This window comes from Nocardia sp. NBC_01329 (assembly GCF_035956715.1).
Taxonomy (GTDB): Bacteria; Actinomycetota; Actinomycetes; order Mycobacteriales; family Mycobacteriaceae; genus Nocardia.
This window is the reverse complement of sequence record NZ_CP108381.1, coordinates 1471682-1487848: the sequence shown is the minus strand read 5'-3', so window position 1 is coordinate 1487848 and position 16167 is coordinate 1471682. Positions and strand designations below refer to the sequence as shown.

The window sequence follows — 16167 nt, the reverse complement described above, 5'->3', positions numbered from 1 at the left end:
CCGGTCTACCAACGCTACCGGGCGCGGCCCGTTTGCGCTGTCCGACACGGTTTCGTCGTGATCACATCTGGTCCGCGGCCGTCTGCTGGTCAAACCATGTTAGCCTGCCCTAACCCACTTACGGTGGGCATGCTCACCAACTAGCCGAAAGGTTGCCAGCTATGCAACTTCCCGCACGGACACTGCGGCTGTCCCGCGTCGCTGCGGCCACGGTCGCAGCCGCCGCACTGGCGCTGGGCCTGACGGCCTGCGGGTCCGACGAAGACGGCACCGGGACCGCCGCGAGCAGCGCCGCCCCCAGCAGCGCCGCGGCCACCACCAGCGCTCCAGCGCATGATCACGACCACGGGGATACCGCGGAGGCGCCCACCGCGCAGAGCCTACAGTCCAACCTGGAACAGATCACAAACCCGGATGTCCCGGTCGACGAGAAGGTGAAGCTGATCGACGACGGCGAGGACCGGCGGGGGATCCTCGAACAACTCAACGCCGCACTCCAGACCTACCGCGGAATCACCTTCCAGGTCGGCGAGATCACAGTCGACGGCGATACCGCCACCGGCCAGACCACCATCACCAGCCCCACCGGCCAGAGCGCACCGCCCATGCCGCTGACCTGGGAGCACGAAGACGGCACCTGGAAACTGTCCGACGCCAGCGCCTGCGTACTGTTCGGGTTCGCCCAGATCCCCTGCTCCCCGGCCTAGGCGTACCTCCGCATTCGCTCCGGCCGTGCGCGTCCGCATCCAGCCCCACACAACACACGAACACACACCCCCAACCCTCGGCGTACCTCCGCATTCGCTCCGGCCATGCGCGTCCGCAAGCAGCCCCACACAACACACGAACACACACCCCCAACCCTCGGCGTACCTCCGCATTCGCTCCGGCCGTGCGCGTCCGCATCCAGCCCCACACAACACACGAACACACACCCCCAACCCTCGGCGTACCTCCGCATTCGCTCCGGCCATGCGTTGATGGCGGATGGGCGCGGGCCGGCGGCGGGGTGGGGTGGGGTGGCCCGCGGGACCACCGAGCCGCCGGTGAAACCGGTTCGTCTCGTGGTCCCGCGGCCGTCCGTAGCGCCCGCTCAGCCCTTCGACGGCCGACGCTGCGGCTTCGGGGTCACCACCCCCTCGGCGAGCCGCCGTGCGCTCACCAGGAAGGCTGTGTGGCCCTGCATCCGGTGTTCGGGCCGCACCGCCAGGCCCACGACATGCCAGCCGCGCACCATCGACTCCCAGGAGCGTGGCTCGGTCCAGCACTGCTGCTCGCGCAGCGCCTCCACCAGCCTGGAGAGCTGGGTGACCGTCGCGACGTAGACGATCAGCACCCCGCCGGGCACGATCGCCCGCGAGACGGCCGGCAGCGCGTCCCACGGCGCCAGCATGTCCAGCACCGCGCGGTCCACCAGTTCCCCGTCGTAGTCGGCCACATCGCCCACAGTGAGCTGCCAGTTCGCCGGCCGTTCGCCGAAGAAACGCTCCACATTGCGGACCGCGTGCTCGGCATGGTCCTCGCGTATCTCGTAGGAACCCACAGCTCCCTCCGGCCCGACCGCACGCAGCAGCGAACAGGTCAGCGCACCCGAACCCGCGCCCGCCTCCAGCACCCGGGCCCCCGGGAACATATCGCCCTCATGCACGATCTGCGCGGCGTCCTTGGGGTAGATCACGGCCGCTCCGCGCGGCATGGACATCACGTAATCGGTCAACAGGGGGCGCAGGGCCAGGTAGGGGGTGCCGTTGTTGGAATGGGCGAGAGTGCCCTCGTCGGCGCCGATCAGCTGGTCGTGGTCGATGGCGCCGCGGTGGGTGTGGAACTGTTTGCCCGGTTCCAGCAGCACCGTGTACAGCCTGCCCTTGGCGTCGGTCAGCTGCACCCGGTCGCCGACGACGAATGGCCCGGTCCGTCTGGCCGTCATGGATCTCCGTTCGCGATGAGGACTGCGCCCGGGATGATCACCGGGCGCGGCACCGTGTCGGTGCCGCCGGATAGCCTGCCAGGTATGTCCGCGCCACCGAGCACGCCCCCGGCCGGTTCCGGCCTCGACCCGGCACCCGCGTCCGCCCGACCGGCGCTGTCCCCTTCGCGCGCAGCCGATTTCAAACAGTGCCCGCTGAAGTACCGGTTGCGCACCGTGGATCGGATACCGGAGCCGCCGACCAGGCAGGCGGTACGCGGCACCGTGGTGCACGCGGTCCTGGAAGATCTCTACGGCCTCCCGGCCACAGAGCGCGATCCCGAGCACGCGACCGCACTGGCCGAAACGGCCTGGGCGCGGGTGCTGACCGAACGATCCGAAGCGGCCGAACTCCTCGCCGGCGGACTCGATGTCGCCACCTTCCTCGACGAGGTCCGGGATCTGGTGCGCACCTACTACCGACTCGAGGATCCCCGTCGGTTCGAGCCCGAATCGTGTGAGACCCGGTTGGAGGTGCGGCTGCCCGACGGCGTCCCGCTCCGCGGTTTCGTGGACCGCATCGATGTGGCGCCCACGGGCGAACTGCGGGTGGTGGACTACAAGACCGGGCGTGCACCGGGACCCACTCAGGAGACCCGGGCACTGTTCCAGCTGAAGTTCTACGCCCTGATGCTCTTGCGCACCCGCGGGGTGGTTCCGGCACAGCTCCGGTTGATCTACCTGGCCGACGCCGAACTGCTGACCTACACCCCGGATGAGGAGGAACTGCTCCGGTTCGAACGCACCCTCACCGCCCTGTGGAACGCGGTGCGGACAGCGGGCCGGACCGGAGATTTTCCACCGAATCCGAGTTGGCTGTGTGATTACTGCGCCTACAAAAGTCTGTGCCCGGCGTTCGACGGAACTCCCCCGCCGTATCCCGGCTGGCCCGCGGACGACGATTCCGCGGCCGGGACCTTCGCCGAATCGGTATAAAAATGTGTTGATGTGTTTCGGCGCTCTGCGGCGGCGGCACGGGGCCGAGGCCTGAAGTCTCGCCGTTCAGGCCTCGGGACTCGCGCTCCGCACATGCGAAGTGCAGTCGGCCATCCGGGGAAACTGAGCACCTCCGGCAAACCGCGAGAAGGCCTCGACCCTGTGGTGTCTCGCATAACTCGACTCGGTTGGTTGCGTCGGCTTCGAGGCCCGGGACGCATGCGAACCCCGCATGCGTCCCGCACCAAGGCGATTCGGCCCTTACCCGACCAACACCCGGAAACATTCACCTCCGTGGTCGGGGCCCGCCCCGGTTCTGGAGCGACAGAGCGAAGGAGCGCAGCGACTGAGCGCCGGAGTGAAGAACCGGGGTCACGAGGGCCCCGACCGCCCAGCCGAAGGCGGGGCAATCGAACACTGTCGGGGCCCGCCCCGGTTCTGGAGCGACGAAGCGAAGGAGCGCAGCGACTGAGCGTAGGAGTGAAGAACCGGGGTTAATAGGGCCCCGACCGCGGCGCCGAAGGCGCCGCCATGAACTCAGAAGGCGCGGCAGGAGCGGATATCGGTGGCCAGGATGGCCTTGGCGCCGAGCTCGGCCAACTGGTCCATCAGCTCGTTGCCCTGTCGGCGCGGCACCAGAGCCCGCACCGCCACCCAGCCGGGATCGGCCAGTGGGGCGACCGTCGGCGATTCCAGGCCGGGAGTCAGTTCCGCGGCGGCCTCCAGCAGGCTCTTCGGGCAGTCGTAATCGAGCATCAGATACTGCTGAGCGAACACCACACCCTTGACCCTGGCGATCAGCTGGTTACGGGCCCGGTCCCGCTGATCGGAACCGGCGCGTTCGATCAGGACGGCCTCGGAATCGCACAGCGATTCTCCGAAGGCGACCAGATTGTGCTGGCGCAGGGTCCGGCCGGAACCGACCACATCGGCGATCGCGTCGGCCACCCCGAGCTGAATGGAGATCTCGACGGCGCCGTCGAGGCGGATCACCTCGGCTTCGATCCCGCGCCGGGACAGATCGGCCAGCACCAGGTTCGGGTAGGAAGTGGCGATCCGCTTGTCCTGCAGGTCTTCGACGTTCCAGTCCTGGCCCTGTGGGGCGGCGTAGCGGAAGGTCGAACCGCCGAAGCCCAGTGAGAGTCGTTCGTCGACGGGGGCACCGGAGTCGAGCGAGAGGTCCCGCCCGGTGATACCCAGATCGAGTTCGCCGGAGCCGACGTAGATGGCGATGTCCTTGGGCCTCAGGAAGAAGAACTCCACCTGGTTGGCCGGATCGAGCACGGTCAGGTCGCGGGAGTCGGTGCGTTTGCGGTAACCGGCCTCGGTGAGGATGGCGACCGCGGATTCGGAGAGTGCGCCCTTGTTGGGTACTGCGACGCGCAGCATGGCTGGTCCTTTCGGCTGGGAGGGATGGTCGGGGCGTCTACAGATGTCGGTAGACGTCCTCCAGCCGCAACCCGCGACCCACCATGAGGACTTGCACCCAATAGAGCAGCTGTGAGATCTCCTCGGCGAGCGCCTCGTCGCTTTCGTGTTCGGCGGCCAGCCACACCTCACCGGCCTCCTCCAGCACCTTCTTGCCCTGGGTATGGACGCCCGCGTCCAGTGCGGCGACGGTACCCGACCCGGCGGGACGGGTGGTTGCGCGATCCTGGAGCTCGGCGAACAGGGCCTCGAAAGTCTTCACGGCAGGTCATTGTTTCAGACTCCCGTGGCACGACTCCGCCCGAGTGGGCGCCACGGTGTCGTGGCGCGCACTCGGGCGGCGAACGCGGGTACGGATCAGGCCTCGGAGAGCAGGGCCTCCAGTTCGGCGACCGCGGTGCGCAGGTGGCCGGCGAAGGCGTGCATCTCGTCGGCGACGGCAGCCGGAGTGGCCAGATACAGGTTCCACCGGTCGGGCAGCAGGACGTAGGCGATACCGATGCATTTCGGGCTGGTGGACCCGAAACCGAAATAGCTGATATTCACCGACGGTGCGGAGCTGGTGCTGAGGTAATCGTCACGCATGACGGTCCAGCCCGGGCTGGTGTACAGCGGGATCGGCTCGGTGACCCCCAGTTCGGCGCCGCGCCGCCGCTGGATCCATTCGAGTTCCCACAGGTGCTGTTCGGGCGCCGCTCCCGACTGGCACTGTTTGGCCCGTTCCACATGCGCGGCGGCGGCGGCGCGCGCGGCGGCCAGTTTCGTGGCGGTATCGGCCGCCGGGTCCTGCAGGGTATCGGCGAAGGTCACCATCTCCGGGGTCACCACGCGCATCGCCTCGGTACGGCCGTTGCGGTACTGCCTGGTGGCGATGGATTCGTAGGTGGCGCCGGTGAGGCCTTTGCTGCGCCGGTGCGCGAGCTGATAGCTCAGCTGGGCGAACGCGTCCGGGGAGATACCGAGCTGTTTGGCGCGGGCGGTTCCGAAATCCTCGAACGACACCGTGGTGGTGGCGTTGTCGGCGGCGTACTGCGCGAATGCCGCGCCTGCCGCGACCACGTCGGCCTGCTGATCCGCGTCCAGCCGGAACTCGATCTGTTCGGCCGGCGGCAGTCCCTGCCCCCGTGCGCCGGACCGCTCGGTGTGTTCACCGACGGATGTCTCGAGCAGGGTGTCGACGAAGGACAGGATCGTGGTGCCGTCCAGTCCGCAGTGTTCGACATTGATCCCGGTCCGGCCGTCGGCGAAAACGATGAACGAGACGGATTTGTCGAACCACCGGTTGGCGCTGTTCCCGTGCAGCAGGGTGTCGGCGGCGTGGAGATCGTCGCGTGGGGCGAAATCCTCGAGGCAGACGGCGAACAGTGCGGTTTCGATCGTGTCGAGTGCCGCGGCGTTGTGCGGATCGCCGAGCAACCGGGCGCGGGACCGGGCCCAGTCGCCGCGCGCCCCGGTGGTCAGCTGCCCGACCGAGGTACCGGCCGGGGCCGGTTCGGTGGCGGATTTCAGGATGCCGCGCAGACCGGCGGTCACATCCTCGAAGGCGTACGGATCGCCCTCGGGTGCGACGACCTCCAGGCGGAACAGCCACCCGCGGTGCAGCACGAGGATGTGCCGGGCGGTGGACGGCCCCGGCTCTGCATCGCTGTAGGGCACCCGCACGGTGTCCTGTTCGGTCCCGGGGATCCGGGTCTCGGAGAACAGGTACTTGTTCTGCCACATGGACAGGCGCTGACCCCGCTGAGTGACCGGCGGGATCTCCTCCCGGTCCAGTGCCAGTTTGTAGTCGACCGCGGCGGAGACCAGGGCGGCGGCCCGCTCGGCCTGATCGGTCGCGGTCGAACGCGCCAGCACGGTGTCGTCGCGGAAGAGGAAGAAGAAGTTGGCGTTCAACGCGATCCGGTCCCGCCGGCCCAGATAGCGCGACGGCCAGAACCGGTCGAGCCAGCTGCCCACGCCCGGGGTCCGGTCGTATTCACGCAACGCGTCGTGCAGCACGCGGCCGGGGCCGCCGGTACGCAGCAGATCCGCGACAGCGTCCTCGGTGGTGGCCAGCTGCTCGGCGGTGAGCAGGGGCGTACACCACTGGACGAAACGCGCGCAGCTGTCCTCGAGGGTCGGCAGCGGGACCCTCGGGAGTTGGTCCTCGGCGGCGAAGGTCGGTTCGGTCAAGTCGTTCTCCGGTTCGGTCGTCGGTCGTCGGGTCGCGCCCGGCGGGCTATTCGGTGGATATGGGCGACGAAAGCGGCCGGGACACATAGAGATCGGCATACAGCCAACCCTCGTCCTCCAGCCCGGTCGTATCGATCCCGTTACTTGCCAGCGTACCGAGCACCTGCTCGCGTTCGGCGGCCGAGGCGAAGCGGCGCTGGGCGAATTCGCCGGGTATCCGCTCGGTGCGGTAGCCCAGCGCCGCCAGGTCTGCCTCGATGGGTCCGAAACCGTACATACGCAGTACGAAGTGGGCCATCCAGGGGCGCCGTTCGGGATGGGCCGTGGCGATGCGCACGATCGTCTTCTCGGTGACGTATCCGATACAGCCGGTCGAGACGACCAGATCGGCCGAGGCCAGCACCGCGCGCTGCGCGTCGGTGGGGTCGGTGGCCTCGAGGTCGGCATGTACCACGGCATCGAGCAACCCGGCCGCGCGCGCGTACTCCAGTGCGGGCGCGGAGGCGTCCATACCGATGAAACGCACCCCCGGCAAGGTGTCCGCCCCGGCGACCCGGGCCCGGTCCCGGGCGATGAGCTCGTCGGTGGCGGTATCCGGGTCCGCGTATGATCCGGCCAGTTCGGCGAGGCTGGTGTCCAGTCGCAGCAGGGCCGCGTTCACCCCGTAGGAGCAGCCGATATCCAGCACATCGGGCGCCGCGCCGGTGGCGGCGCGGTATTCGCCGATCTGCCGGCGCAGATGCGGTTTCGCCAGTTCCGGGATGCGGTAGTCCAGCTCCGACATCCGTGCGTAGTAGTCGCGAGGATCGGGCCTCGAGTAGATATCGTCGAAGGACGCTTTCCCGGTGGTGTGCAACGGAACTGGCACGTCGTGTTCCTCTCCTCGGGCTGTATCCGCTCGATCGCGTTCTCGATCAATCGAGCAGCCGGTCACCCCGGACGGCATCGGCCGCCGCGTGATGATCGGTGAGCACCCGTCCGAACAATTGACGGGTGCGTTCCACGGTGCCGATGACACCGGGACGGTCGCTGTAGGCGAAGATCGCCGTATGCCGCGCGGCCGCGCCTTCCACCGGCGAGACCCGGTGCAGGGAGAAGCGGCCCTGGAACAGTTGCAGATCGCCGGGGCGCAGTGCCAGCCGCCGGACCAGGCCCTCCCCCGACCCGGTCAGCACCGCGTGCACATCAGCCAGGTTCTCGGCCTGCGGGGAGCGGATGCCCGGGCAGTATTCGAAGACACCACCCGATTCCGGGGTGGCGGTGAGCATGCTGACGGTGAATTCGTTGGTATCGAAATGCCAGGGGTGCGATTGCCCCGGTGAGACCACATTGAGCACCAGTCCGGCCAGCGGGTCGGCGAATTCGTGCAGCCGGTCCCGGCCGAAGCAGTCGGCGAGGAACCGCTGGAAGAGGTCGTCGGTGTAGAGGCGCTGAATGAGCGCGCCGGCAGGGATCCGGTCGCGCGGGACGAAGGCATTACCGCGTTCGAAGACGATCCGGCCGGGATGACCGTCGGGTAATTCGCTGTCGAGCGGAATGTTGTAGGCATTGACCTGTTCGGTGCGGTAATAGGCGTGCGGTGCCATCCGCGCACCCTGTTCCGCGAGCATCCCGTGCAGTTCGGGCCGGATGAACTCGCGCAGGACAGTGCAGCCGTCCTCGGCGAGATCGGCCCGCGCCGCCGCGACCGCGGCGCGCCACCCGGGAGCACCGGGCTCGGCGAGCGGGTAGCGGGAAGTGTCAACGATTTCGTCCAAGGTCACCGTGGCGGCCATAGCGATATTGTTATCGGACTGTCTGCGACTCGCCCGGCGTTTGCCTGAGATAGCAGGTGAGTCCGGTCACGGACCGTTCGGTCTTGTTGATACAAGACACCGTTCGGGCGGGCCGAGACTAATCAGGTCGCGGCAGGACCGCTCGCCGCGACCGCGCGACCGGTGCGCAGCACCTCGTCGAGGTCGTTTCGCGACAATCCGATCAGGCTCTCGCGATGCACCCGGGACAGGTGAACCGGCACCGGGATCTCACACGGCACCACCAGCACCCCGCAGCCCGCGGCCGCCGCGGCGGCCACGCCGGTGACCGAATCCTCCACGGCCACGCAATCGCCGGGGTCGAGGCCGAGCAGCTCCGCCGCCCGGAGATAGACAGCCGGATCGGGCTTTCCGTGCCGCACCTCGTCACCACAGACCGATACGTCGAACCGGTCGCGACCCAGTGTCTCCAGCGCCAGTTCGGTCAGCGACCGCTTGGTATTGGTCACCAGCGCACACGGCAGACCCGCGGCGCGCACCATCTCCAGCGCCTCCACCGCGCCCGGCCGCCACGGGATCGGCCCGGTCATGAGTTCGGTGACACGCTCTTCGAGAAAACGTCCGGCCTCCGCCACAGCCGCGGGCTCCGGCGGCAGGCCGAGCTCGGTGAACATGATCCGCAGCGCGTTAGCCCCGGAAGCGCCGATCAGCGCGTGCCGGATCTCCTGGGTCATCTCCCGGCCGAGTTCCCGGGCCAGCTCCCGGACACCGACATCCCAGAGCTTCTCCGAATCGAGGAGGGTGCCGTCCATATCCCACAGAACCCCGGCCAGCGGAGTCATACGCCGATCCCTTTCTTCGCGATGGAACACACGGCCCGGTCCGGCAGCCGACGCCGGAGCGCGACCGCTCGACACCCGGCCGACCGTATCGGCACCGCGGAAACCGATGTGCACCGGCCGCGACGGGGTCACTGCAGCTGGGACGCGGTGATCATCAACTGGCCGCCCTCGGGCACCACCTGGAACGACCGGCTCTCCGACTGCGTCGCACCGTTGCTCATCGTGTAGGTGATCGTGGCCACGGCCGAACCGTTGGCCGCCGGCGTCACCGCGCCGATGCTCACCGCCGAGATACCCGACCAGAAGCGGGTGTACTCGGCGTAACCGCCGGCGGTGCCCTGATACGCGGGCGACAGCTGCGCCCAGGCGGCGGACGGATTGCCCGGCAGCAGGCCGTAGTACCCGCGAACGAACTGCTCCACCCGCGCGGGCGTCGGCGGGCCGGTCTCGGCCGGGGTGGTCGTCGGCGGCGCGGTTGTGGTGGTGGTCGACCGGGCCGTGGCGGTATCGGTTTCGGAGGTATCCGGGGCGAGAGCCTGGGAGGTGCCGGGCGCGAGCGCGGACGGATCTTCGGCGTCCTCACCACCGGTGAAGTTCGCCAGCACCAGACCCGCGATCACCACCAGGACCAGCGCGGCGACACCCGCCAGGAGCGCGGTCCTGGTGCGCTTCCCGGATCCGTCACCGGCCGGCGGACGTTGTGGTGCGGGCGCGGTGGGGCCGGAAGGGGTGACACCGGGGCCGCTCGCCCCCTGACGCGGACCACGGAACGCCGGCGGGGTGCCACCCACCGGCGGAACCGGTGCCGGGACGGTCGGAGACAACGAGGTGGTCGCGGTCGGATCGGCCGGCAGGATCTTCGTAGCGGCGGGCGACGCCGGTTCGACCGGTTCGACCGCCCGTCCGGCTGCCACATCTTCGAGCATCGCGCGAGCCTCGTGCATGGTGGGCCTGGTCGCGACCTCGGTCGCGAGCAGCCGCATCAGCACCGGCCCCAGCGCGCCCGCCCCGGCGGGTGGTTCGACCTGCCCGCCGGCCACCGCGTGCAGCACCGCCAGCGGGTTGTCACCGTCGCCGAACGGCGGCCGGCCCGTATGCGCGTGGTACAGCGTGGATCCCAGCGCGAACACATCGGAGGCGGGTATCGGCTGCTCGCCCCGGGCGACCTCGGGGGCCAGGTAGGCGGGTGTACCGGCGAGGAATCCCGTGGCCGTCACCGTCACATCGCCGGTGGCACGCGAGATTCCGAAATCGGTGATCTTCACCGTACCGTCGTCGCCCACCAGCAGATTCGCGGGTTTCACGTCGCGGTGCACAATGCCGGCGTCGTGCGCGGCGGCGAGCGCGGCCGCCGCTTGGGCACCGAGTCCGGCGACTTCCAGCGGCTCCATGGTGCCGTCGAGGTTCAACCGGCTCGCGAGGCTCGGCGCGTTCATGTACTCCATGACCAGCCACGGCTGGCCGTCCTCGTCGGCGACGTCGAACACCGAGATCGCATTGGGGTGGTGCAGACGGGCGGCGATACGCCCTTCGCGCAACGCGCGTTTGCGCGCCTCCGCGGTCTGCTGCTCGGTCAGATTGGGTCCGAGCAGCACCTGTTTGACCGCGACGGTGCGCTGGAGCCGGATATCGAGTGCCCGCCACACCACACCCATGGCGCCGGTGCCGATGGGATCCGTGAGCCGATACCGTCCGGCGATCAGCCGATCCTTGGTCATCTCTGTCGTGGCCCCTTCTGTTCGCCGCCGAGTCTGCCAGCACTCCGCGCGTCACAGGCGGTTGCCTACGGCTCCGCTCCGGCACGGCGCAACCGAACTACCCGACAACTCTGTCGGGACACCTGATTCGGCCGGGAACCTCAGCGGAAAGTCTCGGAAATCCTACGCTCCGGCACCTGGAAGCCGCGCGGGCAGTAGGGGTTTACCGATACCGAAGAACCCCGCTCACCTGCAATTTTCGTATCCGAAGCCGGGTCGGATCGGTCGGATCCACTCGTAAGTGACGACAATCACATCGCCGACAGGTTTACCGGGGCTCAGGCATTGAAGTACTTCGCCTCCGGGTGCAACAGGACGAACGCGTCGGTGGACTGCTCGGGATGCAACTGCAGTTCCTCCGACAGAGTCACCCCGAGTCGCGCGGCGTCGAGCAGGTCCACCAGTTTGGCTCGGTCCTCGAGATCCGGGCACGCACCGTAACCGAACGAGTAACGCGCGCCGCGGTAGCCGAGTTTGAAGTAGTCGGCGACCTCGGTGGGATCGGTTTCGGCGATCGCGTGACCGTCGAGGGTGAGTTCTTCCCGGATGCGCCGATGCCAGTACTCGGCGAGCGCTTCGGTCAACTGGACACCGATACCGTGCACCTCCAGGTAATCCCGGTAGTTGTCCGCGGCGAAGAGTTCGTTCGCGTAGTCGGCGATCGGCTGCCCCATGGTGACCAGCTGGAAGGGCAGTACATCCACCTGTCCGGTCTCCCGGGCGCGCTCGCGCGAGCGGATGAAATCGGCGACACACAGGAACCGGTCGCGCTGCTGCCGCGGAAAGGTGAAGCGGTAACGCTCCGGCGCACCGGGTTCCGGTTCACTGAGGACGACGACATCGTCGCCCTCGGAGACGGCCGGGAAATAGCCGTACACCACCGCGGCGTGCTGCAACACACCCTGGGTGCTGAGCTCGTCGAGCCAGGCCCGCAACCGCGGCCGGCCGTCGGACTCCACCAGTTCCTCGTAACTCGGCCCCTCGCCGCCGCGCTGGCCGCGCAGCCCCCACTGGCCGAGGAACAGCGCCCGCTCGTCCAGCAGCCCGGAATACTCGTGCACCGGCAAGCCCTTGATCACCCGGGTTCCCCAGAACGGCGGCACCGGCACCGGCACATCGGCGGCCACGTCCGACCGGGCGGGCACCTCGATCGGCACCTCCTCCGCGCGGCGCTGTTCGGCGATCCGGCGTGACCGCTCGTGACGCGCCTTGCGTTCGGCCGCCTTCTCCCGTTCGGCGACGGCGGCCGGGCTGTCGGGATCGGGGCCGCCGCCGCGTTTACGCGACATGATCTCGTCCATCAGGCGCAGACCCTCGAAGGCGTCGCGGGCATAGTGCACATCGCCCTCGTAGACGTCGGTGAGATCGTTCTCCACATACGACCGGGTCAACGCGGCACCACCGAGCAGGACCGGGAACTGGTCGGCCACGCCGCGGGAGTTGAGTTCCTGCAGGTTCTCCTTCATCACCACCGTGGATTTCACCAGTAGCCCGGACATTCCGATCACATCGGCCTTCTTGTCCAGTGCGGCGTCGAGGATGGTCGCGATGGGTTGTTTGATCCCGAGGTTCACCACCTCGTAGCCGTTGTTGGAGAGAATGATGTCCACCAGGTTCTTCCCGATATCGTGCACATCGCCCTTGACCGTGGCCAGGACCACCCGGCCCTTGCCGCTGTCGTCGGTGGCCTCCATATGCGGTTCCAAGTGGGCGACAGCGGTCTTCATGACCTCCGCCGACTGGAGGACGAACGGCAACTGCATCTGGCCGGACCCGAACAGCTCGCCGACGGTCTTCATCCCCGACAGCAGGGTTTCGTTGATGATCTTCAGCGGCGGCACTTCCGCCATCGCCTCGTCGAGATCGGCTTCCATACCGCCGCGCTCGCCGTCGACGATGCGCCGCTCCAGCCGTTCGAACAGCGGCAGCGCCGCCAGTTCGTCGGCCCGGGAGGCGCGGGAATCGGCCGCGGAGACACCTTCGAAGAGCTGCATGAGTACCTGCAGTGGGTCGTAGCCCTCGCGCCGGCGGTCGTAGACCAGGTCCAGCGCGATCTCCCGGTGCTCGTCGGGGATCCGGCTCATCGGCAGGATCTTCGACGCGTGCACGATGGCGCTGTCCAGGCCGGCCTGCACACATTCGTGCATGAACACCGAGTTCAGTACCTGCCGCGCGGCGGGATTGAGACCGAAGGAGATATTCGACAGGCCCAGCGTGGTCTGCACATCGGGGTGACGGCGTTTGAGTTCCCGGATGGCCTCGACGGTTTCCAGGCCGTCCCGGCGCGACTCCTCCTGCCCGGTGCCCAGGGTGAAGGTGAGCGTATCGATGATGATGTCGCTCTCGTGCAGACCCCAATTGCCGGTGATATCGGCGATGAGCCGCTCGGCGATGGCGACCTTGTGCTCGGCCGTCCGCGCCTGCCCCTCCTCGTCGATGGTCAGCGCGACCACCGCGGCGCCGTGTTCGGCGACCAGGGCCATGGTCTGCTGGAACCGGGAATCGGGACCGTCGCCGTCCTCGTAGTTCACCGAGTTCACCGCGCAGCGCCCGCCCAGATGTTCCAAGCCCGCGCGCAGCACCGGCGTCTCGGTGGAGTCGAGCATGATCGGCAGCGTGGACGCGGTGGCCAGCCGGGAGGCCAGCTCCGACATATCGGCGCTACCGTCGCGGCCGACGTAGTCGACGCAGAGGTCGAGCATATGGGCGCCGTCGCGGGTCTGGTCCTTCGCGATGTCCAGGCATTTCGCCCAGTCCCCGACGAGCATGGCCTCGCGGAAGGCCTTGGAACCGTTGGCGTTGGTGCGCTCGCCGATCATCAGCACACTCGCGTCCTGCCGGAACGGCACCGCCGTGTACATACTCGAGATACTCGGCTCGGGTTCGGGCGTGCGGCGCTGCTCGACCGGCGCCAAACCGGTCTCGACCTCCCGGACCGCCTCGGCCACCTGACGGATATGTTCCGGGGTGGTGCCACAGCAACCGCCCACCAGGGCCAACCCGTAATCGGCGACGAAACCACGCAGCGCCGCGGCCAACTCCTCGGGAGTGAGCGGATACTCGGCACCGTTCGCGCCGAGCACCGGCAGACCGGCGTTGGGCATCACCGAAACCGGGATGCGCGCATGCTGGGACAGATACCGCAGATGCTCGCTCATCTCGTCCGGGCCGGTCGCGCAGTTGAGGCCGATCAGGTCGATACCCAGCGGTTCGAGCGCGGTGAGCGCCGCGCCGATCTCACTCCCCACCAGCATGGTGCCGGTGGTCTCCACCGTGACGTGGGTGATGATCGGGATCCGGCGCCCGGCCTTTTCCATCGCCCGGCGGGTCCCGGTGATGGCGGCCTTGACCTGCAGCAGGTCCTGGCAGGTTTCGATCAGTACCGCGTCGGCGCCGCCGTCGAGCATGCCGAGGGCGGCTTCGGCGTAGGCGTCGCGCAGGGCCGCGTACGGGGCGTGACCCAGCGTCGGCAGTTTGGTACCCGGGCCCATCGAGCCGAGGACATAGCGCGGCACCCCGTCGGGGCCCGGCCCCATCTCGTCGGCGACTTCACGGGCGAGCCGGGTGCCCTTCTCCGAAAGGTCCCGGATCCGATCGGCGATCCCGTAGTCGGCCAGGTTGGGCAGATTGCAGCCGAACGTGTTGGTTTCCACAGCGTCGGCGCCGGCCTCGAAATAGGCGCGATGAATATGGCGCAGCACCTCGGGGCGGGTGTCGTTGAGGATCTCGTTGCAGCCCTCGAGCCCGCGGAAATCGTCGAGGGTGAGGTCCACGGCCTGCAGCATCGTGCCCATCGCACCGTCACCGATCACGACACGCCTGGTGAGAGTGTCGAGCAACGTGGTATCGAACTCGGCGGAGTGGGAGGCAGACATGGATTCCAGCCTAGTGGGCACCTCCGTCACGGTGTCTCCCTAGTTCCCGCCATGTGCGGGCGACCACAGCCTGCGGGGCACGACAGGCGCGGCGGAACCGATACTGCGCGCCGGTAGCGGCCCGCACCGTAGGCTGGCAGGGGTGAGCTCGAGTGAATCTCCGGTGGATCGGGAACTGCCCGCATTGCGTGACCCGGTGCTCGTTGCGGCCTTCGAGGGCTGGAACGATGCTGGTGATGCCGCCAGCGGTGCGGTGGAGCATCTGGAGTTGATCTGGGATGCGCGGCCGCTGGCCGAACTCGATTCCGAGGACTACTACGACTACCAGGTGAACCGGCCGATGGTCCGGCAGGTGGAGGGTGTCACCCGGGAGATCGTCTGGCCGGCGACGGTGCTGTCGGTGTGCTCCCCACCCGGGAGCGACCGTGATGTCGTGCTTTTGCGTGGTATCGAACCGAATATGCGATGGCGGCGTTTCTGCGCAGACCTGCTGGAGTTCATCGACCAGCTCGACGTGCAGACGGTGGTGATCCTGGGGGCACTGCTGGCCGACACCCCGCACAGCCGCCCGGTGCCGGTCACCGGTTCCGCCTACAGCAAGGAAGCGGCCGAGCAGTTCAACCTCGAGCAGACCCGCTACGAAGGCCCCACCGGGATCACCGGCGTGCTCCAGGACCAGTGCGTGAAGGCCGGGGTTCCGGCGGTGTCGTTCTGGGCCGCGGTCCCGCACTACGTCTCGCAGCCACCGAATCCGAAGGCGACGATCGCGCTCCTGCACCGGGTCGAGGATGTGCTCGATATCGAGGTGCCGCTGCGCGAACTGCCGCAACAGGCCGAGGAGTGGGAGTCCACGGTCAACGAGATGACCGACGCCGACGACGAGATCGCCGAATACGTGCGTTCACTCGAGGAGCGCGGCGATGCCGCGATCGATGTGAACGAGGCAATGGCCAAGATCGACGGCGACGCCCTCGCCGCCGAATTCGAGAAGTACCTGCGCAGACGAGGACCCGGCGGCTTCGGGCGCTGAGGGGGGTACGCCGGGCCGCCGGGTCCTCGGTTCAGCCGGCCACCGACCAGATGCGGGCGGCGGCATCACTGGCCAGTTTCGCGATGAGCAGTTCGCGTGGAATCGTCTGGCCGGTGAGGTGATCGAGCGAGGGAACCACCACATGATGGGCATCCGCCCGCTGGAGTTCCCGGGTCAGCTCTGCGAATGCCGTCCCATCCCCGGGACGTGATTCGTGGAACGTCGCGGCGAAGCACAGTCCTCGGGCCTCGGCCAGCTCGCGTAGCGCGGCCTCCATATCGTCACCGTCTCCCGCGGCCAGATCGTCGCGTAAATACCCGTATACCAACGCTTCCACCCGAACCTCCTGAATCCTTCCCCACACGGGGGCGGGGAACCATTTGCTGCTCCGGGATCTCCTCCCCGCA

General features: G+C 68.2%; 13 protein-coding genes. 3 read left to right on the top strand and 10 right to left on the bottom strand.

Annotated elements, in window-relative coordinates:
* Window positions 1–161 precede the first annotated feature (161 nt).
* Window positions 162–707, top strand: coding sequence for a nuclear transport factor 2 family protein (locus OG405_RS06930; protein ID WP_327150788.1), 546 nt, complete (start codon window positions 162–164; stop codon window positions 705–707).
* A gap of 386 nt (window positions 708–1093) precedes the next feature.
* Here OG405_RS06930 and OG405_RS06925 read toward each other — a convergent pair whose 3' ends face one another.
* A complete protein-coding gene (locus tag OG405_RS06925; protein WP_327150787.1) occupies window positions 1094–1927 on the bottom strand; it encodes a tRNA (adenine-N1)-methyltransferase in 834 nt (277 codons plus the stop codon).
* A gap of 84 nt (window positions 1928–2011) precedes the next feature.
* Here OG405_RS06925 and OG405_RS06920 point away from each other — a divergent pair, with 84 nt between their 5' ends.
* Window positions 2012–2902, top strand: a complete 891-nt coding sequence (locus OG405_RS06920; RefSeq protein WP_327150786.1) for a RecB family exonuclease — start codon at window positions 2012–2014, stop codon at window positions 2900–2902.
* A 537-nt stretch (window positions 2903–3439) separates the two neighbouring features.
* On the opposite strand, the gene hisG is transcribed toward OG405_RS06920, so the two are convergent.
* The 8 genes from hisG to metH form a co-directional block, all read right to left on the bottom strand.
* Complete coding sequence (gene hisG, locus OG405_RS06915; protein ID WP_327150785.1) at window positions 3440–4291, bottom strand: ATP phosphoribosyltransferase; 852 nt, start codon at window positions 4289–4291, stop codon at window positions 3440–3442.
* Window positions 4292–4328: 37 nt separating this feature from the next.
* Window positions 4329–4592 carry a phosphoribosyl-ATP diphosphatase gene (locus OG405_RS06910; RefSeq protein ID WP_327150784.1) on the bottom strand — a complete coding sequence of 88 codons (264 nt, stop codon included), beginning with the start codon at window positions 4590–4592 and terminating at the stop codon, window positions 4329–4331.
* A 95-nt stretch (window positions 4593–4687) separates the two neighbouring features.
* Window positions 4688–6502: a choline/carnitine O-acyltransferase gene (locus tag OG405_RS06905; RefSeq protein ID WP_327150783.1), complete on the bottom strand. Its 1815-nt coding sequence runs from the start codon at window positions 6500–6502 to the stop codon at window positions 4688–4690.
* Between the two features lie 46 nt (window positions 6503–6548).
* Window positions 6549–7370, bottom strand: a complete 822-nt coding sequence (locus OG405_RS06900) for a class I SAM-dependent methyltransferase (RefSeq protein ID WP_327150782.1) — start codon at window positions 7368–7370, stop codon at window positions 6549–6551.
* Between the two features lie 46 nt (window positions 7371–7416).
* A complete protein-coding gene (locus OG405_RS06895) occupies window positions 7417–8277 on the bottom strand; it encodes a HalD/BesD family halogenase (RefSeq protein WP_327150781.1) in 861 nt (286 codons plus the stop codon).
* Window positions 8278–8399: 122 nt separating this feature from the next.
* On the bottom strand, window positions 8400–9098 hold the full coding sequence (locus OG405_RS06890; RefSeq protein ID WP_327150780.1) for an HAD family hydrolase: 699 nt from the start codon (window positions 9096–9098) through the stop codon (window positions 8400–8402).
* A 128-nt stretch (window positions 9099–9226) separates the two neighbouring features.
* A complete protein-coding gene (locus OG405_RS06885; RefSeq protein ID WP_327150779.1) occupies window positions 9227–10816 on the bottom strand; it encodes a serine/threonine-protein kinase in 1590 nt (529 codons plus the stop codon).
* A 317-nt stretch (window positions 10817–11133) separates the two neighbouring features.
* On the bottom strand, window positions 11134–14730 hold the full coding sequence (gene metH, locus OG405_RS06880; protein ID WP_327150778.1) for a methionine synthase: 3597 nt from the start codon (window positions 14728–14730) through the stop codon (window positions 11134–11136).
* A gap of 142 nt (window positions 14731–14872) precedes the next feature.
* Between metH and OG405_RS06875 the strand changes: the two genes are divergently transcribed.
* Window positions 14873–15760: a PAC2 family protein gene (locus OG405_RS06875; RefSeq protein ID WP_327150777.1), complete on the top strand. Its 888-nt coding sequence runs from the start codon at window positions 14873–14875 to the stop codon at window positions 15758–15760.
* A gap of 31 nt (window positions 15761–15791) precedes the next feature.
* On the opposite strand, the gene OG405_RS06870 is transcribed toward OG405_RS06875, so the two are convergent.
* Window positions 15792–16097: a hypothetical protein gene (locus OG405_RS06870; protein ID WP_036513657.1), complete on the bottom strand. Its 306-nt coding sequence runs from the start codon at window positions 16095–16097 to the stop codon at window positions 15792–15794.
* Window positions 16098–16167 lie beyond the last annotated feature (70 nt).